This is a genomic window from Sporosarcina cyprini, assembly GCF_022048975.1.
GTDB lineage: Bacteria > Bacillota > Bacilli > Bacillales_A > Planococcaceae > Sporosarcina > Sporosarcina cyprini.
The window spans coordinates 61576-86169 of record NZ_JAKMHX010000033.1 but is presented as its reverse complement, the minus strand read 5'-3'; the positions used below and the strand labels follow the sequence as shown (position 1 = coordinate 86169).

At 45.7% G+C, this 24594-nt stretch carries 25 protein-coding genes, 1 riboswitch and 1 other annotated feature; of the genes, 12 read left to right on the top strand and 13 right to left on the bottom strand.

The window, feature by feature from the left end:
* The first annotated feature begins 81 nt into the window (after positions 1 to 81).
* A riboswitch (purine riboswitch) is annotated at positions 82 to 181 on the top strand.
* Positions 182 to 221: 40 nt separating this feature from the next.
* Entirely contained in the window at positions 222 to 1415 is a 1194-nt protein-coding gene (locus L7D49_RS17810; protein WP_238083427.1) for an MFS transporter, read from the top strand.
* 32 nt (positions 1416 to 1447) lie between these two features.
* Here L7D49_RS17810 and L7D49_RS17805 read toward each other — a convergent pair whose 3' ends face one another.
* The 3 genes from L7D49_RS17805 to L7D49_RS17795 form a co-directional block, all read right to left on the bottom strand.
* Complete coding sequence (locus tag L7D49_RS17805; RefSeq protein WP_238083425.1) at positions 1448 to 2608, bottom strand: MFS transporter; 1161 nt, start codon at positions 2606 to 2608, stop codon at positions 1448 to 1450.
* A gap of 259 nt (positions 2609 to 2867) precedes the next feature.
* Positions 2868 to 2984, bottom strand: coding sequence for a YjcZ family sporulation protein (locus L7D49_RS17800; protein WP_238083423.1), 117 nt, complete (start codon positions 2982 to 2984; stop codon positions 2868 to 2870).
* A 278-nt stretch (positions 2985 to 3262) separates the two neighbouring features.
* Positions 3263 to 3373, bottom strand: coding sequence for a YjcZ family sporulation protein (locus L7D49_RS17795; protein WP_238083421.1), 111 nt, complete (start codon positions 3371 to 3373; stop codon positions 3263 to 3265).
* 229 nt (positions 3374 to 3602) lie between these two features.
* On the opposite strand from L7D49_RS17795, the gene L7D49_RS17790 reads away from it, so the two are divergent.
* The 6 genes from L7D49_RS17790 (at position 3603) to guaD (ending at position 9218) form a co-directional block, all read left to right on the top strand.
* Positions 3603 to 3872 (top strand): hypothetical protein, encoded by a 270-nt coding sequence (locus L7D49_RS17790; RefSeq protein ID WP_238083419.1) that lies wholly within the window; start codon positions 3603 to 3605, stop codon positions 3870 to 3872.
* Between the two features lie 156 nt (positions 3873 to 4028).
* Positions 4029 to 5270: a dicarboxylate/amino acid:cation symporter gene (locus tag L7D49_RS17785; RefSeq protein WP_238083417.1), complete on the top strand. Its 1242-nt coding sequence runs from the start codon at positions 4029 to 4031 to the stop codon at positions 5268 to 5270.
* 82 nt (positions 5271 to 5352) lie between these two features.
* Positions 5353 to 5940, top strand: coding sequence for a TetR/AcrR family transcriptional regulator (locus tag L7D49_RS17780; protein ID WP_238083414.1), 588 nt, complete (start codon positions 5353 to 5355; stop codon positions 5938 to 5940).
* Positions 5941 to 5995: 55 nt separating this feature from the next.
* Positions 5996 to 7201 (top strand): YhgE/Pip domain-containing protein, encoded by a 1206-nt coding sequence (locus tag L7D49_RS17775; RefSeq protein ID WP_238083412.1) that lies wholly within the window; start codon positions 5996 to 5998, stop codon positions 7199 to 7201.
* A 63-nt stretch (positions 7202 to 7264) separates the two neighbouring features.
* A complete protein-coding gene (locus tag L7D49_RS17770; protein WP_238083411.1) occupies positions 7265 to 7525 on the top strand; it encodes a hypothetical protein in 261 nt (86 codons plus the stop codon).
* Positions 7526 to 7850: 325 nt separating this feature from the next.
* A complete protein-coding gene (gene guaD, locus L7D49_RS17765; RefSeq protein WP_238083408.1) occupies positions 7851 to 9218 on the top strand; it encodes a guanine deaminase in 1368 nt (455 codons plus the stop codon).
* Positions 9219 to 9274: 56 nt separating this feature from the next.
* Here the strand turns inward: guaD and L7D49_RS17760 are convergent, their stop codons facing one another.
* The 9 genes from L7D49_RS17760 to L7D49_RS17720 all read right to left on the bottom strand — a co-directional run bounded on the left by L7D49_RS17760 (position 9275) and on the right by L7D49_RS17720 (position 17709).
* Complete coding sequence (locus L7D49_RS17760) at positions 9275 to 10675, bottom strand: serine hydrolase domain-containing protein (RefSeq protein ID WP_238083387.1); 1401 nt, start codon at positions 10673 to 10675, stop codon at positions 9275 to 9277.
* Positions 10676 to 10688: 13 nt separating this feature from the next.
* Complete coding sequence (locus L7D49_RS17755; RefSeq protein WP_238083385.1) at positions 10689 to 11492, bottom strand: serine hydrolase; 804 nt, start codon at positions 11490 to 11492, stop codon at positions 10689 to 10691.
* 19 nt (positions 11493 to 11511) lie between these two features.
* Positions 11512 to 11952 carry an SRPBCC family protein gene (locus L7D49_RS17750; protein ID WP_238083383.1) on the bottom strand — a complete coding sequence of 147 codons (441 nt, stop codon included), beginning with the start codon at positions 11950 to 11952 and terminating at the stop codon, positions 11512 to 11514.
* Between the two features lie 12 nt (positions 11953 to 11964).
* The gene (locus L7D49_RS17745; RefSeq protein ID WP_238083381.1) at positions 11965 to 12645 is read right to left on the bottom strand and encodes a DNA alkylation repair protein; all 681 of its coding nucleotides are present in this window, start codon (positions 12643 to 12645) and stop codon (positions 11965 to 11967) included.
* A 15-nt stretch (positions 12646 to 12660) separates the two neighbouring features.
* Positions 12661 to 13203: a DUF1572 family protein gene (locus L7D49_RS17740; protein WP_238083379.1), complete on the bottom strand. Its 543-nt coding sequence runs from the start codon at positions 13201 to 13203 to the stop codon at positions 12661 to 12663.
* Between the two features lie 53 nt (positions 13204 to 13256).
* Positions 13257 to 13811, bottom strand: coding sequence for a GNAT family N-acetyltransferase (locus tag L7D49_RS17735; RefSeq protein WP_336246404.1), 555 nt, complete (start codon positions 13809 to 13811; stop codon positions 13257 to 13259).
* Positions 13812 to 13996: 185 nt separating this feature from the next.
* Positions 13997 to 15391: an MATE family efflux transporter gene (locus tag L7D49_RS17730; protein ID WP_238083377.1), complete on the bottom strand. Its 1395-nt coding sequence runs from the start codon at positions 15389 to 15391 to the stop codon at positions 13997 to 13999.
* A 156-nt stretch (positions 15392 to 15547) separates the two neighbouring features.
* Complete coding sequence (locus L7D49_RS17725; protein WP_238083375.1) at positions 15548 to 16981, bottom strand: HAMP domain-containing sensor histidine kinase; 1434 nt, start codon at positions 16979 to 16981, stop codon at positions 15548 to 15550.
* Positions 16972 to 17709, bottom strand: a complete 738-nt coding sequence (locus L7D49_RS17720) for a response regulator transcription factor (protein WP_336246403.1) — start codon at positions 17707 to 17709, stop codon at positions 16972 to 16974. Before L7D49_RS17720 ends, L7D49_RS17725 begins: the two co-directional genes overlap by 10 nt.
* A gap of 100 nt (positions 17710 to 17809) precedes the next feature.
* Here L7D49_RS17720 and L7D49_RS17715 point away from each other — a divergent pair, with 100 nt between their 5' ends.
* Complete coding sequence (locus L7D49_RS17715; RefSeq protein ID WP_238083373.1) at positions 17810 to 18982, top strand: DUF418 domain-containing protein; 1173 nt, start codon at positions 17810 to 17812, stop codon at positions 18980 to 18982.
* A 93-nt stretch (positions 18983 to 19075) separates the two neighbouring features.
* On the opposite strand, the gene L7D49_RS17710 is transcribed toward L7D49_RS17715, so the two are convergent.
* Positions 19076 to 20668 (bottom strand): M2 family metallopeptidase, encoded by a 1593-nt coding sequence (locus tag L7D49_RS17710; protein WP_238083371.1) that lies wholly within the window; start codon positions 20666 to 20668, stop codon positions 19076 to 19078.
* Positions 20669 to 20819: 151 nt separating this feature from the next.
* Here L7D49_RS17710 and L7D49_RS17705 point away from each other — a divergent pair, with 151 nt between their 5' ends.
* From L7D49_RS17705 to L7D49_RS17690, 4 genes are all read left to right on the top strand, one after another.
* The gene (locus tag L7D49_RS17705) at positions 20820 to 21188 is read left to right on the top strand and encodes a DUF2500 domain-containing protein (RefSeq protein ID WP_336246402.1); all 369 of its coding nucleotides are present in this window, start codon (positions 20820 to 20822) and stop codon (positions 21186 to 21188) included.
* A 30-nt stretch (positions 21189 to 21218) separates the two neighbouring features.
* The gene (locus L7D49_RS17700) at positions 21219 to 21773 is read left to right on the top strand and encodes an ATP-binding protein (protein ID WP_238083489.1); all 555 of its coding nucleotides are present in this window, start codon (positions 21219 to 21221) and stop codon (positions 21771 to 21773) included.
* Positions 21774 to 22096: 323 nt separating this feature from the next.
* Positions 22097 to 22339 (top strand) — a binding site (T-box leader).
* A 59-nt stretch (positions 22340 to 22398) separates the two neighbouring features.
* On the top strand, positions 22399 to 23622 hold the full coding sequence (locus L7D49_RS17695) for an MFS transporter (RefSeq protein WP_238083369.1): 1224 nt from the start codon (positions 22399 to 22401) through the stop codon (positions 23620 to 23622).
* A 66-nt stretch (positions 23623 to 23688) separates the two neighbouring features.
* Complete coding sequence (locus L7D49_RS17690; protein ID WP_238083367.1) at positions 23689 to 24588, top strand: hypothetical protein; 900 nt, start codon at positions 23689 to 23691, stop codon at positions 24586 to 24588.
* Positions 24589 to 24594 lie beyond the last annotated feature (6 nt).

Below are 24594 nucleotides of genomic sequence, written 5' to 3'. Positions count from 1 at the left end.
TATTGGTGCAACGCTATTCCAACTGCCACCAATTTCTGAGGACTTGATTTCCTTTCGAATCCATGATAGATTGGAGAACGGAAAACTTGATAGCAAACATAACGTATAATCTCAATAATATGGTTTGAGAGTCTCTACCAGGAACCTTTAAATCCTGACTACAACGGAACATTTGTGGTCAGGATTTTTTATATTTTTCAGACCATTTAGGAGGGATGTTCATGGACTTTAGAGTATTACTATTAGCGGTATCCACAATAACAGTTGGGTTAGTCGAATTGGTGGTCGGCGGTATTTTACCGGTAATCGCAGATGATTTAGGGGTTTCCATCGGTACAGCCGGTCAATTGATCACCGTTTTCGCGCTCGTTTATGCCATAGCAGGACCCGTCTTGCTTTCCTTGACGGCCAAAGTTGAACGCAAGAAATTGTATCTCATTACACTTTCCGTCTTCTTTGCCGGGAATGTCATAACATTTTTCAGCCCGACCTTCACAATAATGATGATGGCACGAATTATTACAGCAATGAGTGCAGCACTCGTCATCGTTCTTTCCTTGACCATTACAGCCCGGATCGCTAAACCGGAAGTACGGGCGAAGTCGTTAGGCTATATTTATATGGGAATCAGCTCATCACTCGTCCTAGGAGTGCCTTTAGGCATTCTCATTACAAATGCATTTGGATGGAGAACCGTCTTCTTAGGCATTGCCATTCTGTCTGTCGGGTCGATCATGCTGATCTCCACTTATCTTGAAAAGATCCCGACTGGAGATGTGCAGCCGTTATCCGAGCAAATACGAGCTCTTGCGAATAAAAAAATCGTTTTTGCCCATCTGGCGACGATGTTCATGCTCGCAGGCCACTACACTGTGTATGCGTATTTCACTCCGTTTCTTGAAACGACGCTTCAGCTGAATCAATATTGGATCAGCATTTGCTATTTCCTTTTCGGCCTGGCTGCTGTTAGCGGAGGAGCATTCGGTGGAGCACTTGGATCACGACTCGGTTCGAAAAAGAGTATTTTATTCATCTTGGGCACCTTTGCCATCAGCTTGTTCGTGCTCCCTTATTCGACTTTTTCGCTCCCAGTATTTATTGTCGTCATGATGATTTGGGGCGCCCTTAGCTGGGCCTTGGCACCCCCGCAACAGGATTACATCATCCAAACCGATCCGGTTTCTTCGGATATCCATCAAAGCTTCAATAACTCCGCTTTGCAAATCGGCATCGCGCTCGGCTCAGCTATCGGCGGTATGGTTCTTGGGCATACGGAATCCGTTGTCAGTACGGCGACAGCTGGATCAGGAATCGTGGTCATTGCATTTCTTTGCGCTGTCATTTCCTTATCCATGGCTGTGCCTGCAAAGAAAACGCATCATAAGACAAACCAAATCAGATATGAAGAAAGGTGAAGGGAGCCAGTCCCGTCACCTTTTTTATTTGATTATAAGTTCTCTTTTGGCTGCTTCCAAAACAGTACTAGCACGAGACCGATTAACAAGAAGATAGCTCCTGCGTAAAACGGATAGTCCAGATTAATATCAAAAAGCGCACCGCCCATAATCGGGCCAAAGATATTGCCGATACTCGTGAACATGGAGTTCATTCCCCCGACAAATCCTTGATCATTGCCTGCAATTTTAGATAAATATGATGTGACGGCTGGCCGGATTAAATCAAAGCCGACAAAGACAATCATTGTCACGAATAGAATACTGTAATACGAATGGACGATCGTCATAAAATACACGAGCACCGCCGAGAAGAGCAGGCTCACAAAGATGACTCGAATCTCCCCCATATACTTGGTCAATCGATCGAATAAGGCCACCTGCGCGATTGCCCCAACCAGACCTCCACCGGTAATAATAATGGCAATATCCTTCGGCGTAAATTGAAACTTGTGATCTACAAACAGGCTGAAAATCGACTCAAAGGAAGCCAATCCAAAAGATGAAATTAAAATGACCATGAAGGCAATGAAATACATTGGAATAAAGATTTTTCGAAGTCCTGACTGTTGCGGACCCTCGACAACATCTTGTATCTGCCTTTCAGGTTCACGCAATAACACCATAGAGAATATGCCCGCAAAGCAAGCAAGACCCGCCGCAAAGAAAAACGGAACCCTTGTGCCAAAATCCGCTAGAAACCCACCAATTCCTGGCCCAATAATAAATCCCGTTGAGATGGCAGCAGACATATAACCTAGCGCTTTCGCACGCATTTCCGTTGTCGTAATATCCGCAATAAAGGCAGTAACGGCAGGCATGATGAATGCAGCACTAACACCGCCAAGCATCCGGGAAATAAAGAGCACCGATAAGGATTGTCCCATTCCAAATAACAGCTCTGATAAGCTGAAGATAAACAAACCGATGACAATCATCCGCTTCCTTCCGAATGTATCGGCCCAGCGACCGGCTAGCGGGGACACTACTAATTGTGCAAAGGCAAAAACTGCCACCATATACCCGACGACCTTGCCCGAAATATGCAACTCATTCATCAATGTCGGTAATACAGGTATGACGAGGCCAATTCCTAGGAAAGCGATAAATAGATTAATCAACAGGATTAGTAATGTAACTGTCGTTTTTTTCATAGATGACCTCTTTGTATTTTCTAAGTTTGTTGTCATGTCACTTTGTTATGTAACAGCTAGTTCATTATATCAATTCCGGGATGAACCGTCCCTTATCCTTCCTTATAACATAAAAAGGCACACAGCTGCCGTCGGTGCCTGCCAGCAAATCGTCTTACGGTCTCCTTGGTTTTAGTACATCCATAGAAGCCGATTGAACGATCCGCAGGAAGGTCCCCGATCATGCTGTGGCCTGATTTTCTTTTACATTTACTTAGCCTTAATAGCCGCCGCCCCACCAAAAAGCAGCGCCTACAATGATCAATAAAATGAATAGGACGACGATTAAAGCGTAACCGCCACCGTATCCTCCTGTTCCTCCCTCAGCTCCGGACATATTGAAACACCTCCAAACGGTTGATGTTCATATTGTATGTGTAATGGCAATCGTCTATCGTGACACATACCCAAACTTGTTCATTTTCGATGCCATAATGAAAATCGGGTTAAAAAGACACACGTGCCATGTGCCTCTGCTTGTAAATAAAAGCTCCCGGCTCCAACTAAACGGGTGGACTTCTTACTGAATCTTTCATCCACAAGCTTGCCATCCGGCACGTATGTCTTTACTAGATGAAGACAGAGTGTACTGCCTCGTCCTAGATGCACGAGGAATTAATAGTACCCACCGCCCAAGAAAGCAGCACCAACAATAATCAACAGGATAAACAAGACTACGATCAAAGCGAAACCGCTACCGTAGCCGCCTCCTCCGTTTCCAGACATTCCACAACACCTCCTTTTCAGGGGATAGTGATAGTGTATGTGGCTGATTCCATTTGGCAACTGACACTTCCCTATATTTTTTGCATGTTTTCAAATGTGCTGTAGCGGCCCAATGACAGATGCGGCCTCAATGCCGATTCCTAAAACACCATCTGGTTTGTCCGCCCCACTATTGCTTCAGCGGACTCATATACTGGTATAGATGTGACGGAAATGGGGTGAATAGAATATGTCTTCATTTGAACACCATCATGCCATGTGCAACCGCTATGTAGGCAGAGCGGTCGTTATCGGGACGCGAGATGGACAAACACATAGAGGCGTCATTCAAGGGGTTCGTAACAATAAAGTTTATTTGCAGCCAATTGGCAATCAGCGAAACTCAAGAGGCATCGGATTTGGCTTCGGTATTGGATACGGCGGAGGCTGGGCCTTCGGATTGGGAATTGCTATCGGTTCCATTGTAACGCTAGCGCTTCTTCCCTTCTTCTTTTTCTAATTACGCAGCGCCAGAGCCGCAAAAGCTTCTGGCGCTTATTCTATATAGACAGGAAACGTTTGAAATCATTCCTTTTAGGCAATCCCATAAAATAAGGAATCCTTTATTTCCGATTGCTTCAATGCAGCGTCCACTCAATACAAAGGAGGGTTTTCCTTGAAGAAAATAATAACAGGCTACCTTCACGCTTCATTGATTCTAAAAATCACGATTGCTCTCATACTTGGGATAATCGCTGGATTTCTTTTAGGAGACAATGCCTCTGTTCTTGCTCCGTTCGGTGATCTTCTTCTTCGTTTATTGACATTTTTGATCATCCCCTTAATTCTCTTCACACTCATTGTCGGGGTCAATCAAACAAACATCAGTAATCTGGGGCGAATGGGAACCAAAGTCTTTGTATACTATACATTCAGTTCAGCAATCGCTATTGGAGTCGGTCTGGCAGTAGCCAGCCTGTTCCGTCCTGGTACAGGAATGGAGCTGACCGGTAATGAAACGTTTGATGTACCTGAAAATCCAGGCATTGTAAAGGTTCTGCTCAATATTGTCCCTTCCAATATAGTGACGGCTTTTTCAGAAATGAACCTGCTTGGCATTATTTTTACTGCTCTCGCTTTTGGCATTGCCATTTCCGCTATGCGTTCCATACCTAAACTAAACGAACACGGCGAGATGCTGCTGAAATTATTCAATGCATTAAATGAAGCATCGATGATCATTTTAAAAGCGATTCTCCAGTATGTCCCGATTGGCGTATTTGCCATTATGGCAAACACAGTAGGAAGCCAAGGGATAAAAACTCTTGTATCGCTCAGTGGCTTGATTGGCGTTTTTTACATTGCCCTTCTCGCTCATATTGTGCTGTATATCCTGTTTATGCTCTTGTTTGGCGTGAATCCGCTGCACTTTTTCAAATATGCCAGAACTCCAATGCTCACTGCATTTGTGACGCAAAGCAGTGCTGGCACACTTCCCCTGACGTTAAATGCAGCGAATCATATGGGGGTCTCCAAAAGTCTTTATAGTTTCAGTTTGCCACTTGGCGCTACGGTCAATATGGACGGAGCGGCGATTCGGATTGCCGTCTCCACTGTCTTCGCAGCGAATGTGACCGGGCATCCGCTTAGTCTTACCGATATGCTGATGGTTGTTTTGATTGGAACTCTCGCTTCGATCGGAACAGCTGGTGTTCCTGGCGCCGGTATCGTCATGATTGCAACGGTGTTTGTGCAGCTGGGTCTGCCAATGGAGGCTGTCGCTCTGCTGACGTCCATTGATGCCTTGATTGGCATGGGCGCCACCGCTTTGAATATTACCGGGGATTTAGTTGGGACCCGCGTGATTGATCAGCATGAAAAAGGAAGGCAAAGAAAATCGCTTGGACATCCATTATGATGACCAGCGATTTTTTTGTAGTTGCATCTTTTATTTCGGCATGATAGGATGCAAGTACACACTTACATTCAGTAGGGAGAGGGTGCTGTTGTCAACAAAATCGACAACGGAACGAATATTGGACGCGGCCATCGAGCTAGTTAGCGAAAAAGGATATGCTGCCGCCACAACAAAATCAATTGCAGAACTGGCAGGAGTCAATGAAGTGACGATATTTCGCCACTTTGGCAATAAACGAGGCATCTTAAAAGCGATCATTGAAAAATTCTCCTATGGACCGATCTTGCAGAAGACCATCCAATTGGAAGTGTCCTACGAGTTACAGGACGACTTGCTTCTCTTTTCCGAGGAATACTTGCGTTATATGCTGTCCATTAAGGATTTTGTGCTAATCGGTTTCAGAGAAGCGGGATCATTCCCGGAAATCGATGAAGAGATTGCCAATGTCCCCCGTGTGATCAAAGAAGAACTCATGAAGTATTTCACGGAAATGCAGCGCAGGGGAAAAGTTGTGGACATTGATGTAGAACCGATCGCCATGTCTTTCATTGCCATCAATTTCGGCCATTTTATCTCAGCGGCGAGGCTCGGCACGAATGTGACGGCAATCGATCTGACAGAACTTTTGCAAACGAGCGTCACCATTTTTTCTAGGGGCATTACCCCCTAGAAAAAATTTTATTATAGATGCAAGCAAGTACTTACATTACTAGGAGGAGAACTAAATGAAAGCTTTACAGGCTTTATTGCGCTTACGTGGAACTTATATTGGAATCATAGCAGCGGTCATGTTCCAGCTAATTTTCTTTTCGGTGTGGCTGACTGCCTATGATGGTGTCCTGGATCGGACTGGCAACTTAGCCATCGGAATCGTAAACGAAGATAGGAAGGCTGACATGATTGCGGAAGAAATCAAAGGAAACATGCCATTCCAAACAAAACAATTTTCAACGGTTGCGCAAGCCCTGGAACAAATGAACGCAAAAGAAGTGAGCATGGTCATCCACATTCCTGATCTTTTTATGTCCGCGTTGACGACAGGAGATCAACCTTCCATTCAATATTGGATTAATCAGGCAAACGCCACCTCAAGCAAAACAATGATGGAGCAAGTCGCTGCTGAATTGACCAACAAATTGAATGCACAAGTATCATTGCAACAAAAAGCGGCTGCAGCCGGAGCCATCGAACAACAACTAAGCCAGTTGCCAGTTGAACCGCCTGTCGCCTTGGCAATCGGAGAAGCATTCGAATCTTTCACGAAGACCATCCAGCCGGAACCGATCAACAAAGTCATCAACAAAACGAATGCAGTCGATCAATTTTCAGCCAACCTGGTCCCGTTGATGGTTATCATTTCCTCTTTCGTAGGAGCGATGGTCATGATCATGCAAATCAACGAAGCAGCCGGAGCAATCCGCACCTTTCATTCCAAATGGGGATTATTTTTCGGCAGGCAGGTCATTAATGTCGCCGTCGCATTCCTCCTGCCTTTGCTAACGATTGGACTGATGAAGCTGTTTGACGTGGCTTCCGGGGAATCATTCCTCCCCATCTATTTATTCCAAGGCGTCATGTTCCTTTCCTTCTTACTGTTTGCCCAAGTATTCGTCTACGTTTTTGGGAACTACGGAATGGTCTTCAACATTCTCGCCCTGTCCCTGCAACTTGTAACCTCGGGCGTCTTAGTCGCGAGAGAATTGCTGCCGTCCGGCTACCATGCACTGGCTTCCTTCCTGCCCGCCACCTATGGCGCAGACGGCTATTACACGATTGTCTTCGGCGGCAATGAAGGAGCCCTCTTCACCAATATCGGCCCACTCCTCCTCATCGCGGGAGTGGCGCTGCTCGTCACAGCAGGTGCCGTCTTTCTACATCGAGATAGAAAAAGCGTATCGGTGAATGAATCTAGCTTAGTAATGGAACCATGAGTCCTGCCCCCCTCCCTCTTTGTGGAGGGGGCTTTGTTGTGATGCTCGGGAGGGATTGAGCAGTTGCCGGGATTGATACGAGAGGTCGGGAGAAGATACGAGGGGTTGCCCGATTTATTCGAGCGGTTCAGAAAATATACGAGGGGTTGCCGGAGTTATTCGAGCGGTTCAGAAAATATACGAGGGGTTGCCGAAGTTATTCGAGCGGTTCAGAAAATATACGAGTGGTTGTCAGAGTTATTTGAGCGGTTCAAGAGAAGATACGAGTGGTTGCTGGAGTTTATCTACCGAGCACACGCCAACTTATTCCAGCTCTCTCTATAAGCGCTTACCACCGACTCTCGAACGTTTACCACCGACTCTCGGGCACTTACCACCGACTCTCGAGCATTTACCACCGACCTGGAGGTTTACCATCAAATATCAGGTGTACTTACCAGCACTCCCCCGAATCCTCCATGCCTACTTACCAACTTTCAAGAACTTACCCGCTAGAATCAATCAACTCCTCAATCAAACGCAAGCTTCCGCTAAGGTTTGCAGAAAACTATTGCATTCGCCTGTAAAAACTTTTAGTGTGTTAATGTATTATTAATTTCCCATACTACAATTGCATAGTTCGACCTACTACATAGAAGGAGTGGTACGATTGGGTTCCTATAGACGAGTGTTCCATGGCACGGCCTTTACGAGCAAGTCGCCAAAGGAAGTGGCGGTTTGGAAAGATTGCTTATTTTGCATTGAGGAGAACGGGTTGATTGCCAAAATCGTTCAGCCTAGCGATGCGGAGTATGCGGAGCTGCTGGAAACGTATGAGCAGACGGATGCATTCCAACGCCTTGAGGAAGGGACCTACTTATTGCCGGGATTCGTGGATTTGCATGTGCATGCGCCTCAATGGATCCAAGCAGGAACGGCGCTTGATATTCCGCTGAGTGATTGGCTGCAGACTTACACCTTCCCATCCGAGGCAAAGTTTGAGGATGTGGATTTTGCGAGAATGGTGTATGCCGATGTGGTTGATACGCTTCTGGCAAATGGTACGACAACCGCTCTTTATTTTGCAACGGTTCATAAAGAAGCGAGTCTCGCGCTGGCTGAAATTTGTGTGCAGAAAGGACAGCGTGGCCTGGTCGGTAAAGTCGTTGCAGATAACGTAGATCAGACGCCCGATTTTTATCGTGATCACGATACAGCAATCGCACTCCAGGAAACAGAGGAATTCATTGTCGCAGTGAAGGAACTCGCGAAACAGGCGAAGCAAGGGGTCTATCCAGTTGTGACACCCCGGTTCATTCCGAGCTGCACAGACGAGGCGTTGCAGGGGCTCGGCAAATTGGCCGAGAAATATGATACACATATTCAATCTCATTGCAGCGAGAGTGACTGGGCGCACGGGTATGTGCAGGAGCGGTTTGGCATGAATGACGCCAAAGCATTGCATGGTTTTGGCTTACTCCGAGAGAAATCGGTCATGGCACATTCCAATTTCCTAACGGATGAGGATGCCCGCTTGTTTGCGAAAAACGGCAGTGCCATCGCACATTGCCCGGTATCCAACGCCTATTTTGCTAACAGCGTCCTGCCACTTGCCCGTTTCATGGAAATGGGCGTAGAAATCGGTTTGGGCTCTGATATTTCTGGCGGTTTCTCTCCTAGCTTGTATGACAATGCACGCCAGGCTGTGATGTCGTCCAGAATGCTGGAAGATGGAGTAGACACGGGGCTGCCAGCGGAAAAACGTGGAGTACCAAACTCCCGTATTACGCTAAACGAGGCATTCTATTTGGCGACTGCCGGCGGCGGAGAAAGCCTCAGCCTCCAGGTCGGCCGCTTGGAAGAAGGCTATGCGTGGGATGTTCAACTGATTGATACGAAAAAAGCAACAGCCCGGCTTCCGCTCTACGATCCGGAGGAAAGCGAATTGGACATCTTCCAGAAAATCATCTACTTGGCAAGACCGGAAAACATCCACGAAGTGTGGGTTCAAGGCGAGAAGGTTCACAGCCGAAATTAATCGACATAGCAAAAGCGAGGAAAGCTTCCTCGCTTTTTTTCGTGCTATATTCCGCATTACTGCCTCAAAATATGCCTTCCACCGTAAACGATCCGTTCGATTTCTCCGCTATCATTCTCGACGAATTGCAGAATATCCGATTGGTCCTCCAAGCCCATGAACACATTCTTTCCGATGCACCGAAGCGGACGGAAGACCCCATTGGACTCCACGCCAAATTGTCCATTTCGCATAGCAATTTCCACATTCATTCCTTCGCCGGAAATATACACTCCTTCAAATTTCCGAAGTTCTTCCTCGGTAACTTGCTGAGTGTCATACGTGAACGGGGACGCATCATAGGAACGACCTTCCACTTTATTCAACGCATCCATCAACAGGTCGCCCGCTTCCACGTCGGCCACATTTGTTAAAATGACGCCCGAGAGCTTCTTATCCGGAATGGCCACCATATATGATGAGACCCCTTTTAATCCGCCTCCATGGCTGATAAGTTTTGAGCCAAAATAGTCCGGAATGATCCGCAGTCCATACCCATAGCATTTGCCCGGCTCATATTCCACGTGCGGCGTCATCATCTGCTCAATGCTTTCCTTGGATAAAATCCGGACGCCAGCGACTACCCCTTCGTTCATATACATCTCGAGATACCGGAGAATATCATTTGCTGTTGATTTCAAATATCCGACCGCACGCATCGAAGGCGCGTCCCACCAGAGCGGCGCTTCATATACATGGGATCCGTCCTTCGCCTTCATGTACAGCGTCGTCACATCGTCCAACTCGTCCAAACGTTTCATATCAAAGAAACTGCGGGTCATGCCTGCCGGAATCAATACATTTTCTTCGATAAAAGATTCATACGACTGGCCGCTCGCACGTGCAATAATAACGCCGAGCAAACCGTAGGAATCATTGGAATAGCTATAATACTCGCCAGGAGCGCCAAGCCACTTGAAATCATCATTCGCCATGAACGCAAGCATTTCATCGTACGTTTCGATATGCGGCCCTGGATTATTCAACAAGTCCAGTCCATAATCCTTCGCGGACGGATCAGCCTCAATGCTGTTTTTCCGGGCATACACATGCGTCGCAAGCGGCGGATAGCCTGCTGTATGCGTCATGAGATGATGGATCGTAATTTGTTCCGCCTGCTCACTGGAGCCTTTCAGTTCAGGTAAATACGTGACAATCAAATCACGAACGGATAGCTTCCCTTCTTCCTGAAGCTTCATGATGCCGGCACATGTGAACGATTTCGTCATCGACGCGATGCCAAACACCGTATCAGCAGTAACAGGCAATTGTGCCTCCACATTCCGGAAGCCGAACCCTTTTTCAAAAATAGATTCACCGTCCCGTTTGATGCCAAGCATCGCTCCAGGAACCAACCCCTTTTCAACCCACTCCGCGGCATGCTGTTCCATTGATGTTTCCGTTACTGTCTCTTTCATATCCATTCCCCCATTATGTTGTCATGTATGAATAAATGCTCTTGCCGATTTGCGCTATCGTTTCCTGCGCCTGCCGTTCAGCGACTCCCTCTGCAAGGATTGTAATCGCCACGGCACGTTTTCCGGCGAACAGGATAGCCGTTTCATGTGTTATCCCCTCCACATTCCCCGTCTTGCTCGCTGCTTCCCAATCACTTATGGATCCGACCACGGATTCCTGAGGAGCTGGCAATAAAGACGTAAAACCATTGGACAGCTGCTGTTGCTTCATGATGTGTATCATTTGCTGGCTCACATGCAATGAGACGCATTCGCCTTTTGCGAGCAAACGGAGGACGGTTGTCATATCTAGAGCAGTTACACAATTAGTCGCTTTCCGATCGGCAGCTACAATCATCAATTTATGATGGATTTCGCTCTGCGTCATGCCTATGTCCCGCATAACCGATTGAATTCGTTCCATACCCACAAAGTCAATTAACATATTCGTCGCCGTATTATCACTTTGAATCATCATTAAAGTGACCAGATCATGAACAGGCAGTTTGATCCCCGGTGACATATGCTGCAAAACACCGCAGCCTCCGACTTGATCTTCCGCTTCCAACGTAAGCCGATCCCTAAGCCGAAGCTCGCCTTTCTCAGCGAGCTTGAACACTGCCACCATAATTGGAACTTTAATCAGGCTTGCTGCATAGTACTGCCGGTCGCCTTGCAAGGTGAAAATGGAGCCATCTGTTAATTCTTCAGCCGCCACAGCCCAGATTCCTTCCACCTCCACGATGCCGCTTTCAATCGCTTTCTGTAACCCTCCCATGGCCTACCCCCTCACTCATTCAATGGACTAAAGAAGCCCGCAATGACGAAATCCCGTTTTCCACATATCCTTTCAAACAGGTAAGCATATACACCCAGCCTTCTTTTTGACCGAGCATTTTAGCGATGAGATGCGGATCTTCCTCAGAAAGCCCCTCCTCTTCCACTGTCACTAAAGTTGTTTGGTCACCCAGTTCTTCTAAGCTGATTGTTACCGTTGTCTCTTGGCCTTCCTCTCCCCAAACGAACTGGATTTTTCGCGGTTTCTCTACTTCTTTGACATGCACTTTGCCTTCCGCATTGTACTCCTCATATCGCCAAATGATCGTCTTTCCCGGCTCCATTCGATGGGTTCCCGAAGAAAACCAATATTTAGACATCTGGGCAGGATCCACCAGCGCTTCAAATACATCTTCAGGACGTTTTTGTATTTTCATCTTCGTGACAATTCTTGTATCCATCCCAATTCTCCTTTAGTTGTTGCCGATATGCTTCAACGCTTCCCGTCGGCTTAATGGCTTTAGCTCATTTTCATCGACAAATGTCCTCACCGTAACAGGATCTGTTTTCGCATACTCCCGCAGCACCCAACCGATGGCTTTCTGAATGAAAAACTCACCCGAGCCCGTATGCTTACGAATGATCCTAAACAATAAATCCGTATCCGTGTCCCCTTTGAATTTCAATTGATGCAAAATGGCGGAACGGTTGACCCACATATTATCCGCATCCGACCACTCCAACATCATCCGTTCTCCGAGCGCTCGATCCTTCTTCACGATATGGCCGACAAATGCCGGCGCAATTGCATCGACACTATCCCACCACGATTTTGTTTCAATGAACTCCCGCAATGTCGAATAATCTTCAACCGTCAAATGCTTCCTCATTTTTTCGATCAAGCCGATAGCAGCATACTGATACTCCCGCTCTGGCATGTTATATAACTTCCATGCCTCAACGAATAGCTGATCTGGCACAGGCAATTCGTATTCCGCGAACTGCTCCCGCATCAGCTCTTTCCGTAACGGGCTTTTGATTCCCAAGAAAGGGAAGTGATTCTTCATATACGCTTCCATCGGTCCTGCCAGTTCTTCATTTCGGTGCGCTTCAAATTTTTCAATGAGTCCTTTATGATCCCATGGCTTCTTCATAGTTTCCCTCTCCCATCAATTCGTCGATTGATGTATCTCCAGCATTTTCTTTAAATAGGCGGCTGATTCGCCTTTCGGTATACTAAGGCTGTTCCATTCTTCCCCTTTAATTTGCTTGCCAATAAACATGATCTGTCCCACATGAGCAGCGTAATGGGCCATTTGCCGCTCGATCGCATCGATAGCGGAATGGATCTGTCCCCGAATTCGAACCTTCGCCAGCAAATCTTCCTCTCTCAATTCAGCAAGCGTCTTGAAGAATACTTCCCATCCTTCCTCCCAAACGTTCAGCAGCTCCTCCCGGGATAGACGGGATTCAATGAATTCTGCCTCCCGATTACGGCTTGCCTTCTCCCCATCTGTCGTCAAGAAATCAGTCCAACGTGAAATCATATTTCCCGCCATATGCTGCATGAGAATGGCGATGCTGTTGGAAGTATCATTGATGGTCCAATAGAAATCCTCATCGTCCAGCTGTTGAAATGTCTTTCCCGCCTGGTCTTTTAATGTCGCAAACCGTTCCTGGATTACCCGTAAATATTCTGTACCGATTGACATGTTGTTTTCCTCCTTCATATTAAATCTGAATGGAACTGAGTACTGTATGGGATTTATTTCTCTCCAAAACTTTCAACCAATTTCCTATACTCACTTTGCAAGATACCCATTCCGATCACATCATGCCATTGCCCATCCCGGAACAACGCCTCCCGGCTGGCCCCTTCATGCTGAAACCCGATTTTCTCGTAAAGGGAGATCGCTTTGTCATTAAATGAAAACACGCGCAATGATACCCGGTGCAGGTTCAATTCACGGAAAGCGTAATCCAATAACAAGGTCAATGCTTCCCTACCATATCCTTTTCCGTGGAATTCCTTCTCCCCGATATCGATGATGCATTCCGCATTCCGGTTTTTCAGATCGATATGAATTAACGACGTAATGCCGATCGCCTGCCCGCTAAGCTGATCCACAATCATGTAGCTTTTGGCATCCGGAGAACCGAGGATGACCTCATTGACAAACGCCTCCGTCTCTTGATAGGAGAACAGATCTAGCATAGGGTTTGTCGAAATCATCACTTCCATATCATTTCGCCAAGCATGATATGTTGGGATATCTTCGCTTTCCATTTTTCGCAGTCTGACCCTCTTTGATTGAAACACGGCTCTGCCCCTTTCCGTACTTGGTTATGTATGAATCAACAACTTTTGCTTCCTCTGAATCAATTCGATAAGGGTGCAACCAACTCCTTCACTTTTAAAGAAAGGAGCGAAAAATATAAGTTTTCTCTTTACTTCATTAGACAAAACAAAAGGCCAGGCATTATCGCCCGGCCTTTTATCGTTTATTACACTACCTCGGGTTGAGGCTGCTCCTCAACTACAGGAATCGGATCGACGAGTGCATATCGCTCCCATGCCCTGCTTTTCCACCTCAGTGCCATGGCAATGGCGCGAATCCATTCATCCGTGGCTATGGCGAGCCAAATGCCGACGAGTCCCATGTCGAGCACAAAAACAAAGAAATACCCGAGCGGCAAACTAATCATCACCATCGAAATAGCACCCATCAGGACAGGAAATTTTGCATCGCCGGACGCCCGCAAGGAGTTAATAATAACAATGTTGAATGTGCGGCCCGTTTCCAGCAGACAGGACAGCAGCAAGACTGATGCCCCTAGCTGGATGATCGATTCATTATCCGTAAACAGCCGCATGAGTTGGTAGCGAAACACCATGACAACCGCCACAACGGCAATCGTAAAAAGGATTGCCCGCCGGAACGACGCCCATAATTGACGATACGCCTCCTCTTTATCGCCGCTGCCGACAAGACGTCCAACGATGATCGAGGTGCCAAGCCCGATGGCGAGAGCGAATAAATAACTGAACATCGAGATGTTCGTTGCATATTGCCGGGCTGCAAGCGCCTCCGTCCCTAAATAGGTAACATAATAGAGGAAAACGATCTGGCACGCCTGATACAAAATCTGCTCGAACGCCGATGGCAAACCGATACTTAGGATTTTCCGAACATATTCTTTAGACCACTGGATGTAGTAGCGGAATTCAATTCGATACTCCAACACTTGATACAACAGCCACACAAAGACGAACAATGCGATAAGCCGGCTCCCTACGGACGAAATCGCTGCACCTTGGACACCAAGCGCCGGCATGCCGAATTTACCGAAAATGAGTGCATAGTTCCCAATCACGTGGATGACATTCATTCCGAGTGAGACAAACATCGTCTGTTTCGTAAACCCATGCACCCGGATGACTGCCGCAAGCGAGTTAATGATCGCCTGAAGGAAAATCGCTCCGCCGACAATCGTCAAATACGCTTTGGCATGTGCCAGCACGTCTCCCTGCAAGTTCATCGCCTGCATCATATGGCTTGTAAACAGAAGGAATACTCCACTGATACCAATCCCGACCAACAAGTTAAGAGACACGGCAAGCGCTGATATCTTAGACGCCTCCACAAATCGCCGCGAACCAAGATATTGCGCGACAACAATCGCTGCCCCATTCCCGACAACTTCTAAAACCAGGATGGCAATCTGGACGTATTGATTCGCCGCCCCTACTCCTGACACCGCCTCATCTGACAAGGCGCTAAGCATGAATGTGTCAGCCAACCCCATCAACATAAATAAAAATAACTCAAGAAAAATAGGCCACGTTAGGTGAAACAAACTCAGTTTCGTCCCCGGGCCCTTGACTGCAGTTGCTGCCATCTATTTCATCGCCTTCTTTGCTAATCAAATTCGCAAAACAGGAATAGCTTACCATAGATATTGGCATGTGCATACCATTTTTGAACAACAATAATATATTATTTTTGTAAACACATCATGTGAAAATTGCATTAATCAACTGGCGATAAATGGAACTCATCGACTAGTCAAACCTGTCGGAAGACTAATGGAAATAACCGCTCCGCCATCGACAGCATTCCCAGCCTTAATCAGCCCGCCATGCTTATCGATAATCGACTTGGCGATATAAAGACCCAACCCCGCATGCCCTTTACGTCGATTTCCTTGATAAAAGGATTCAAAGATTTTAGCTTCCTGCCCATCTGAAAATCCCGGTCCGTTATCGATCCATGTCACTTCGAATCGTTCATCTTCCAATTGAACTGAAAAGGAAATGGCACCATTCTTAGCAAACCGCAGACTATTGGACAGCAGATTATCGAAAACTTGTGTCAGTCTGTACGGATCAGCATGAATGGTTCCGCTCTCCGTTCGGTTATCATGAATGGCTGAGTTGAACTGCACTCCTTGCCTCGCGCATAACAGCTCATATTCCCCCATTTTTTCAGTAAAAAATTCTTCTGGGTCAAATGAGATTTTATTTAAAGAAAACGAATCGCTATCAAGGATTGCGGTTTGATTCAGATCATGGACCAGTTTTACAGCACTTGAAATATTTGATTTGATAACAGGAAGATATTGTTCGAAACGGTCGATCCCTTTCCGATGTGCTTCTTCCAATCCTTCCACATGGCCTTGAATGACCGTCAAAGGTGTCCGGATATCGTGCGCCAGTGCGGCAATGGCATTTTTCCGCTCCTTTTGTGTGTTCCATTCACGCTGTAACGACTCCGCTAATTCATCCCTCATCTGTTCGAAGGCATTCGTCAATTCTCGTATTTCCGTTATCTTTTCTTCTTGGTTGAAATGAAATTGCAAATCTTTATCGCGAATTCGGGCTGTTGCTTCCATCAATTGCGAAAGCGGTATTTTCAATTGCCTGCTAAGCCGGCTGACAAACAGAAGCGTGAAAAGCAGAATGTAGACGAACGGAGCTGCCGCAAACGAGAAGGACCAAATTCTCACTAACCCAGTTTGGGATTCGTGAACGGGCGTAACTTGTAGAGTGTAATACAATAGTAATACGCCCTGCATAGCATCCCGTTTATCAAATAATGGAATGTAGTTCACAAAATACTTTCCGGGCCCATGCTCGACAGTATTTATATTTTCCAAGATATCGCGTTCAGGTATGTCGGCATGATCCCCGAAATTGCCATATTGATAGACGCCTGCGTGATCCACTACCTTATACGAGATACCTTCCTTTGGCAAAAGGCTATCCAGCATTTCTTTGCCGGAACCGTCCAGCCAGTCCCCCTTACTCTGCTTCACACGTTCTTTAATGGCCGGTATCATATTCTCATAATGATTGGCATAGTTCATATTCTTCTCGCTGATCAACAACAGTCCACCCCACGTCATGATGGTGCATACAAAACTCAACAGCAAAATGACCGCAATCATCCTATGGAGCCTTGTTCGGATCGGCACGGTTTTTACAGCCATTTATATCCCACTCCCCAAACTGTTTGGACAAACGACCGTGTCGGCTCGATTTCCTGAAACTTCGCACGGATTTTTTTAATATGCTCTGTCACGGTTGCATCATCTCCATCTGCCTCAAGGCCCCATACCCGTTCATAAATATCAGATCTCGAAAAGACCTGTCCACGATGCATGGCAAGAAACCAGACGATGGAAAACTGTTTGCTTGTCAACTCAATCTCTATTCCATTCAAACTGACCGAACGTCCTTTGTAATCAATCATCATCCCATCGAATTGCAGCGCTGACCGGTCTCTATCATCCATTTTTCGATGTTCTCGACGGAGATGTGCATGGACTCTCGCTTTTAATTCAGACAAACTGAACGGTTTGACGATATAGTCGTCGCCCCCAACGACAAGCCCCTTTACCCGATCCATCTCATCCTGGCAGGCGCTGAGAAACAGGATCGGTCCTCGGATGACCGAACGGATCCGCTCACATACTTGAAACCCGTCCAGCCCTTCCATCATCACATCAAGCAACACCAGATCCGGCTTTTTCTCCGCCTGTCGGATCGCCTCTTCTCCATTCGATGCTGTCAAGATCGCATAGCCTTCATCTTCTAATGCGTCCTTAATAAAGGAAACAATTTCAGATTCATCATCTACAATCAATACAGTCGCTTTCGCCATCTCACATCTTTCCTTTTCCTCAGTTCTTGTAATTTGCTGAACTTGTCTCTTCACTCTATATCTCAATTATAACGAAAGTATAATAGCAGCCGTTATCAATCCTTTATTCTCTATCCGTATGGTAGAAGTAACGAATATACAGGAGGATTTGAGAATGAAACGGATTAACGTATTAGATGCTTTACGAGGGTTTGCTTTGCTTGGCATTTTGATCGTGAACATTAATTTTTTCAATGAATCGCTTTTTGCAATCAGTCTCGGCGGGCTTCCAGTCGAAGGATGGCTGAACAAAGCAATTCAATATCTCTCCACACTGTTTGTAGAAGGAAAATTCATGCTGCTGTTTTCATTTCTGTTTGGGTATGGAGCGATCATTTTATATCGCAACGCAGAAACGGCAGGCAAAAAATTTACTTGGATGTTTGTGAAACGAATGCTCGCCTTGCTTCTTTTCGGCATCCTGCACGGAGTATTCCTATGGTACGGAGATATTCTGACAACCTATGCAATAGTCGGCTTGCTATTTGTTTTGTTTGTACGACGCCGACCAAAGACTTTGCTGACCCTGTCGATGGTCTTTACACTTTTCATCCCTTTCATCATGTCCGCATTCATGCTATTCGGCAGCCTGTCCGGCGCTGAAAACATGGATGACATGTATGCAGTAGACCCCTTGCAAATCCAACAGTACCAGCAGCAAGACCAAAGAATTTACGGGGAAGGCTCCTATGGAGAAATTACAAAGAAACGAATCGGGGATTATATAGCTAGCTTTTTTAATATGGTTCTGTTTATGCCGCAAGTTTTAGGCACATTTTTATTTGGCGCTTATTTTGGGAAACGGAAATTGCTTGAGGATATTCCTTCGAAAAAGCGGTTCCTTGTTAGACTTGGCTTTATTGGCGGTATAGCCGGCTTGGCATTGACAGTACCCCGGATACTATGGGAGTCATCTAATAGTCTGCTGGATATTTTCAGCGTCTTTATCGGTGCCCCGTTGCTGATGTTGTCGTACGTCGCTTGTTTTTCGCTATGGTATACTTCGAGTCCGAAATGGCTGCACATGTTCAGTTATCCGGGAAGATTGGCATTCACTATGTACATCCTGCAATCCGTCCTTTGTGGGTTCATCTTCTACAGCTACGGATTTGGCCTTTTTGGTACGATGGAGGTATGGCAAACGACAGCGATTGCTTTCCTCTTGTTTGGACTGCAAATTGCCATTAGCGCCCTTTGGCTCCGGCGTTTTCGAACGGGTCCACTCGAGTATGTGTGGCGGGTATTATATAAAGGAAGGGCTGGAGCAAACAGAAGCTTTCAGCGTTAATTGAAAAAATGGCAAGACCATGCATTTCCTCTCGTAAACAAAATGCCGGGCTCCTATGAACCCGGCATTTGCTCTATTTTACATGTGATGTAATCAGGAGTTCGCTTGCTTGACTGATACGAATTGGTCGATGAAATATTGCGGGTTTAATTTTTCACCCGTTGCTTTTTCAATTTTTTCATTCCACGCGTAAAGTGCGCCTGGCTTGAAATAATCTTCAATCAGATAACTTCCGACTTCTTTCGTAAACATATCAGCCGAAACATTTTTGTAAATATGCGCTTCCAATTGGGATGTGGTCAACTCCCCAAGCAAGTAGTTCTGATAATAAACCGGAACGAGCGTGAAATGGATCTTCGCTGCCCAGTGCGGATAGTCTACATTTTCCGGAGGGTTTACGAACTGGATGTCATTCACAAGCTTCCACCATAATTTATTCAAGTCTTGGTCCGGATTCTCATAAAGCTCCCGCTCGAAGTAAGAAAACGTCATGATCCAGCGGCCTGCAATAAGCATTTGACGACGCAAGGATTCTTCGATGATTGGCGTCAAACGATTCACTTCGGTTTCATCGATCTCCAAGTATCGCTTCAACCATTCCGGATTCTTTGCAAATCGGCCGTAAAGCATCGCGATCGCTTCAGTCGTTAATGTATGGGCGCAAGTTCTTAATAGGAATGGCAAGCTCTCGTCGACATATTTGAAATACACTGCGTGACCAAATTCATGCAACGTTGTGCAGGACCAGTAGTCAGACGGCACGTTGTTGCAAAGGACCCGCACGTCCCCTTCCCGATCGATATCCGTACAGAAAGCATGCTGGTTTTTCTTGTCGCGCGGATACATATCGCTCTTCGCCAGCATGTCTTTAATTTCCATGCCCATGTCTTCGAAAGTTGAAATTGTCAGCTGCTCCAGATCTTTCCCCTCATAATACGGATCTAAATCGAGCTCCTTCATCGGCGGCGCTTCTTGGAAGAATGGATCTGCATAATGCCAAGGACGCAGCTCCTCCAAAGTAATGCCAAAACGTTCTGCAAGCTCCGTATCCATCTCCAATTTCATTTCACGGAATGGCTCATCCGACAAGTCTTTTAATTTATCAAAAATCGAAAAGACTTCATCACGGTCCAGCTCCTGCAGTTTGAAGCTCATTTGGTGATAGTTATCATATCCAAGAGAACGAGCGACTTCGTTCCGCTTTTTAACGAGCGTCAAGAGCTTCGCTTCCACTTCTTTCGCGATCTGTTTACTCGCATGCCAAGCCTCTTCCCGCTCTGCAAGGTCATTGCTTTTTAAAAGTATTTGGCGGATATCATTCTCAGAAACTTCTTGCTCGCCGATCGTCGCACGGAACGTATTGAAGAGTCCAACCAATTCTGTCGAGCGTTCAACCATCTCTTTCAAATCGCTTTCAGCAATTTGATTTTCCGCCATTCCGTTATACAGGCCTTCCAATTGACGGCGCTGTACGTCTGTCAAATCATCGTGTTTTAAATACGTTTTTACTTGTTCAAATCGTTCCGGGTCAGCAAAGTAGAGATTATAGGCTGTCGAAGCCTCCGCTGTTTTTTGATTCCACTCATCCTCGCCAGTCGTCGCTGCCATCCATGAACTCGATGTGCTGGCGATATGTAATGCCTTAATTGCGTCGTTCTGTTCTTGTAAGAACTGCTCCACTGTCATGTTCATTTCCCCTTTTTTGGACATTGGTTAGTATATTCTAGATAACTAGCACAAAGTCCTTTCTCTTTCCGATAAATCAATCCATAGCGAAAGTCGAAACTATTCAGGCAGTTTATCGTATGATAAGTATAACTTGTTCAGAGGTGATACGGTGGGATTTAATTCATTTGACAATGCTATGTTTTCTATCGGCCCGTTTTTCATAGGAGCTGTCTTTATTATCGTAATTGGAATGTTTATTTTTACAATGATAAAAGGCATTGGCACGTGGGCATCCAATAACAATTCCCCTAAGTTGTCAGTACCAGCCCAAATAGTAGCGAAGAGGACTGAAACATGGGGAGGAAGCGGGGATTCGTCAGCTCAAACATCCTATTACGTTACCTTCCAAGTGGAAAGCGGAGACCGGATGGAGCTGCAATTAAGTGGATCTGAAACCGGAATGCTGGCAGAAGGCGATTTTGGAATTTTAACGTTTCAAGGAACCCGTTATTTGGGGTTTGAACGGAAACAGGATTGAGGCGATTCGGGAATGAAGGGGAACGAAACGATGAAACGATATGCCATCTTAACAGTAGGTAAAACCCATAGCGGCAAGACAACTTTTGCAAGAGAATTAGAGCAATACATGTCTAATTCTCTCGTAATCGACCAGGACAACCATGCTGCTTTTATTAATAAGCATTACGGCAAACTGATGCCGACGTCAGGACCAAACACATTGAAATATACGCTCACGCATACCATTGTCGATTATGCCGTTCACGAGACAAATTTGCATATGATCATTTGCAATTCCAATCGTAGCCGCAAAGGCCGTGAGGAGCTGTTGTCCTATTTTCGGAATAAAGGCTTTGATACAATTATCGTCAACTTTGATATCCCGGATGCAGTCTTACAGGAACGGGTCAAGAGGACAACACGCGGCACAGAGATTTTTCGCAGTGCTTCAAGTTTTGATGAGGTACTGGCTCGACAACAGGCGGACAATTATAACAGCGATGCAGCAGTGCCGGTCGTGGGGGAAGCGGACGATTTGTTCACCATTCGACAGGAGAATGATGTTCCGTTTATCATTCAGGAAATTTGCAATCTTATAGAGTAAGTATATTATGTGGAACATCATTGGATGAAACGAGACGAGCTACAATGTGAAGTGAACTAACTGTTTGTAATAAAATGTGATAATTTGACGGATAATTCTCCTCCCCACGCTCTCGAACCGCACCTGACTTTTTTCGGGGCGATGTTAAGGACCTGGAAGATTTGGAACCCTTTCCACTTCGAAAGCTTGTTCAGCAGTATGTGAATGGTTTGAAGGATGTTTGGTGGGAGAGCACGATTTGATAAACAGCTGCGGACTGAGGATTATGAAGAAAAATAGGGGCTTTACATAGGGAGTCTTTTCCAGTACGATAAACAACAATACTTAACGCAATGATGAGAAGAGTACATACATTTAGCCTTCACAGAGAGCCTCGGCAGGTGGGAAGAGGTAAGGAGATTGTATGGAAACAAGTCTCAGAGCGGCACATGGGAACCTTCAGAGAGGATCATGTGACGGGAACTCCCGTTATAGAGGAAGGGTATAAAATTAGTACCTGAGAGGGCAAGTATGACGCCATGCTTGCTAAATAGGGGTGGCACCACGGCTGAAAACTCGTCCCCAAGACATTTTGTCTTGGAGACGGGTTTTTTATTTTGCCAAATTATGAAAGGGAGATGATAGTTTGAGTAAAGGAATCAACCATTGGAAGGAACCATCTTTATTACTTTCCGGAATCGGAATCGCCACAATTGGCGAATGGGTATATTTCATTTCGTTTAATTTGATCATCTTTTCGATGACTGGATCTGCAATGGCTGTTACTGCTTTGTACATCTTGAAGCCACTTGCTTCTTTGTTTACGAATATATGGGCAGGTACCTTGGTGGATCAGGTAAATAAACGCAAATTGATGGTGACGCTCGACCTTCTACGTGCTTTTCTCATTGCACTGTTGCCTTGGCTTTCATCCCTTGTACTTATCTATACGGTTGTTTTCCTTATTAACATCGCTAGCGCCATATTTAGCCCGACATCTATGTCGTATATTACAAAATTAATTCCTGTGGAAAGAAGAAAAAGATTCAATTCTCTTTATAGCTTAATCACATCTGGTGCTTTCCTGATCGGCCCAGCAGTCGCAGGATTACTGTTTATGGTGAGTACACCAATCGTGACGGTCTATGTAAATGCAGTCGCGTTGTTTTTTTCTGCTCTTATTACCATGCTGCTGCCAGATGTGGATGACAACACGTCTTCCATGAATCGATTATCTTTTCAAATGGTGAAGAACGATTGGAAAGAAGTGATTCGTTTCAGCCACAAATCTCCGTATGTCATATTGATCTATACGCTCTTTATGTCGGTCATGGTCGTCGCTGCCAGCGCAGTCGATTCGTTGGAAGCATCTTTTGCAAAGGAAGTGCTTTCGCTTACTGATAGCGAATACGGATTTCTGGTTTCCATCGCAGGGGGCGGCATTGTGGGCGGTGCGTTGCTAAATTCCTTGCTTGTACAAAAGACGAAAACATCTTATCTAATTGGGTTCGGTTCATTGCTCGTGTCCACGGGATATCTCATGTACGCTTTTTCAGCATCCTTATTGATAGCCGCCGTTGGATTCTTCTTCCTCGCTTTTTTTATCGCCTTTGCCAATACAGGATTTCTAACGTTTTATCAACATAACATTCCTACCCACTTGCTGGGCAGAGTCATCAGCTTTTATCAATTTGTCCAGTCAATCCTGACAATGGCATTGACGGGATTGCTCGGTTTATTGGCAGAATTAGCGACCATTCAGATAGCGGTTATTACGGGGGTGCTCGTTATGTTTTTCCTTTCCAATGTGCTTTGCGTCTTTAGCCTGTGGCCATCCAAAAAGGTTCATTACGAGATGGATTCGCTTTGACGGATTCAGAACTTTCATGATATTGTAGTCTAGTTCGTCTAGGTAATTTTGAAAGGATTTGACAGAATGATAGATATTGCAATACGACCGACACCCGAACAACTGCAGGCGTGGATTGAGGCATACGTTCCTGAAAAGGATTTGTTTTTCCTTCGTGCAGAGGACATTTCCTTTTTACAAAAGGAACTGACCGGCACTCTCATTTTTCCGAGGAACGAATTCTTTTCTCATTCTTCCTACTCTGAAATCCAATTGGTGAACAGTTATACGTACTGGATGATAAAGAAAGATGCTGCGTTTGTTATCGTCGCTCCATCTAATTGGATTATTGCATTGAATGAGGAGAAAAAAGAATATTTACTCAAACGACAGGTTGAGTTAGGCAGAGGAATGACCGGACCGCTATCGCTTTTTTCGAGATTTGGAAATTTCCCGCAAGAGTACATAATCGAAGCGGAAGGCGAGCAGCATGTAGTTATGCAGCGAGCTTTATGGGAGTCTCTGCCGAATGAAGTGAAAGAAGTAATGTTGTGCACCATTGCTCAGCAGTATGATGCATGGGATGCAAAGCCGGTACCTAGTACATTGCCTGCTCATCTGGTTCCTTACGCCAATACGTTTGCTACGAAGTCTGGAGCAAATTGTCTGGCTGCTACTTTATTCGCGATCAGTACAGAACCGCAATTAGAAGAATGGATTATTCAGGAATGGGTCCATGATCAAACCTTCGAGGAAAAACTAAGGCTTGCCTCTTATGTGAAAACAGAGGACAGCTTCAAAGGCGGCGATGTCGTCGCCTGGGTGAATGATAGTGGTGTGGTTCAACATGCCGCTTATTGCATTGAGGGCGACTTATTCTTTAACAAGAGCGGACAAATATTTATTAATCCGTGGAAAATAGTAGATTGGTCCGATCTGGAACAAAACTGGGAACAATTTACACCACAAGTATATCGAAAGATGTAGAGGTGC

Excerpts from the sequence above, each read along its gene's own strand:
- L7D49_RS17810 (WP_238083427.1), top strand. The coding sequence starts at position 222 with ATGGACTTTAGAGTATTACTATTAGCGGTATCCACAATAACAGTTGGG.
- L7D49_RS17805 (WP_238083425.1), bottom strand. The coding sequence starts at position 2,608 with ATGAAAAAAACGACAGTTACATTACTAATCCTGTTGATTAATCTATTT.
- L7D49_RS17800 (WP_238083423.1), bottom strand. The coding sequence starts at position 2,984 with ATGTCCGGAGCTGAGGGAGGAACAGGAGGATACGGTGGCGGTTACGCT.
- L7D49_RS17795 (WP_238083421.1), bottom strand. The coding sequence starts at position 3,373 with ATGTCTGGAAACGGAGGAGGCGGCTACGGTAGCGGTTTCGCTTTGATC.
- L7D49_RS17790 (WP_238083419.1), top strand. The coding sequence starts at position 3,603 with ATGTCTTCATTTGAACACCATCATGCCATGTGCAACCGCTATGTAGGC.
- L7D49_RS17775 (WP_238083412.1), top strand. The coding sequence starts at position 5,996 with ATGAAAGCTTTACAGGCTTTATTGCGCTTACGTGGAACTTATATTGGA.
- L7D49_RS17760 (WP_238083387.1), bottom strand. The coding sequence starts at position 10,675 with ATGAAAGAGACAGTAACGGAAACATCAATGGAACAGCATGCCGCGGAG.
- L7D49_RS17755 (WP_238083385.1), bottom strand. The coding sequence starts at position 11,492 with ATGGGAGGGTTACAGAAAGCGATTGAAAGCGGCATCGTGGAGGTGGAA.
- L7D49_RS17750 (WP_238083383.1), bottom strand. The coding sequence starts at position 11,952 with ATGGATACAAGAATTGTCACGAAGATGAAAATACAAAAACGTCCTGAA.
- L7D49_RS17745 (WP_238083381.1), bottom strand. The coding sequence starts at position 12,645 with ATGAAGAAGCCATGGGATCATAAAGGACTCATTGAAAAATTTGAAGCG.
- L7D49_RS17740 (WP_238083379.1), bottom strand. The coding sequence starts at position 13,203 with ATGTCAATCGGTACAGAATATTTACGGGTAATCCAGGAACGGTTTGCG.
- L7D49_RS17730 (WP_238083377.1), bottom strand. The coding sequence starts at position 15,391 with ATGGCAGCAACTGCAGTCAAGGGCCCGGGGACGAAACTGAGTTTGTTT.
- L7D49_RS17725 (WP_238083375.1), bottom strand. The coding sequence starts at position 16,981 with ATGGCTGTAAAAACCGTGCCGATCCGAACAAGGCTCCATAGGATGATT.
- L7D49_RS17715 (WP_238083373.1), top strand. The coding sequence starts at position 17,810 with ATGAAACGGATTAACGTATTAGATGCTTTACGAGGGTTTGCTTTGCTT.
- L7D49_RS17710 (WP_238083371.1), bottom strand. The coding sequence starts at position 20,668 with ATGACAGTGGAGCAGTTCTTACAAGAACAGAACGACGCAATTAAGGCA.
- L7D49_RS17700 (WP_238083489.1), top strand. The coding sequence starts at position 21,219 with ATGAAACGATATGCCATCTTAACAGTAGGTAAAACCCATAGCGGCAAG.
- L7D49_RS17690 (WP_238083367.1), top strand. The coding sequence starts at position 23,689 with ATGATAGATATTGCAATACGACCGACACCCGAACAACTGCAGGCGTGG.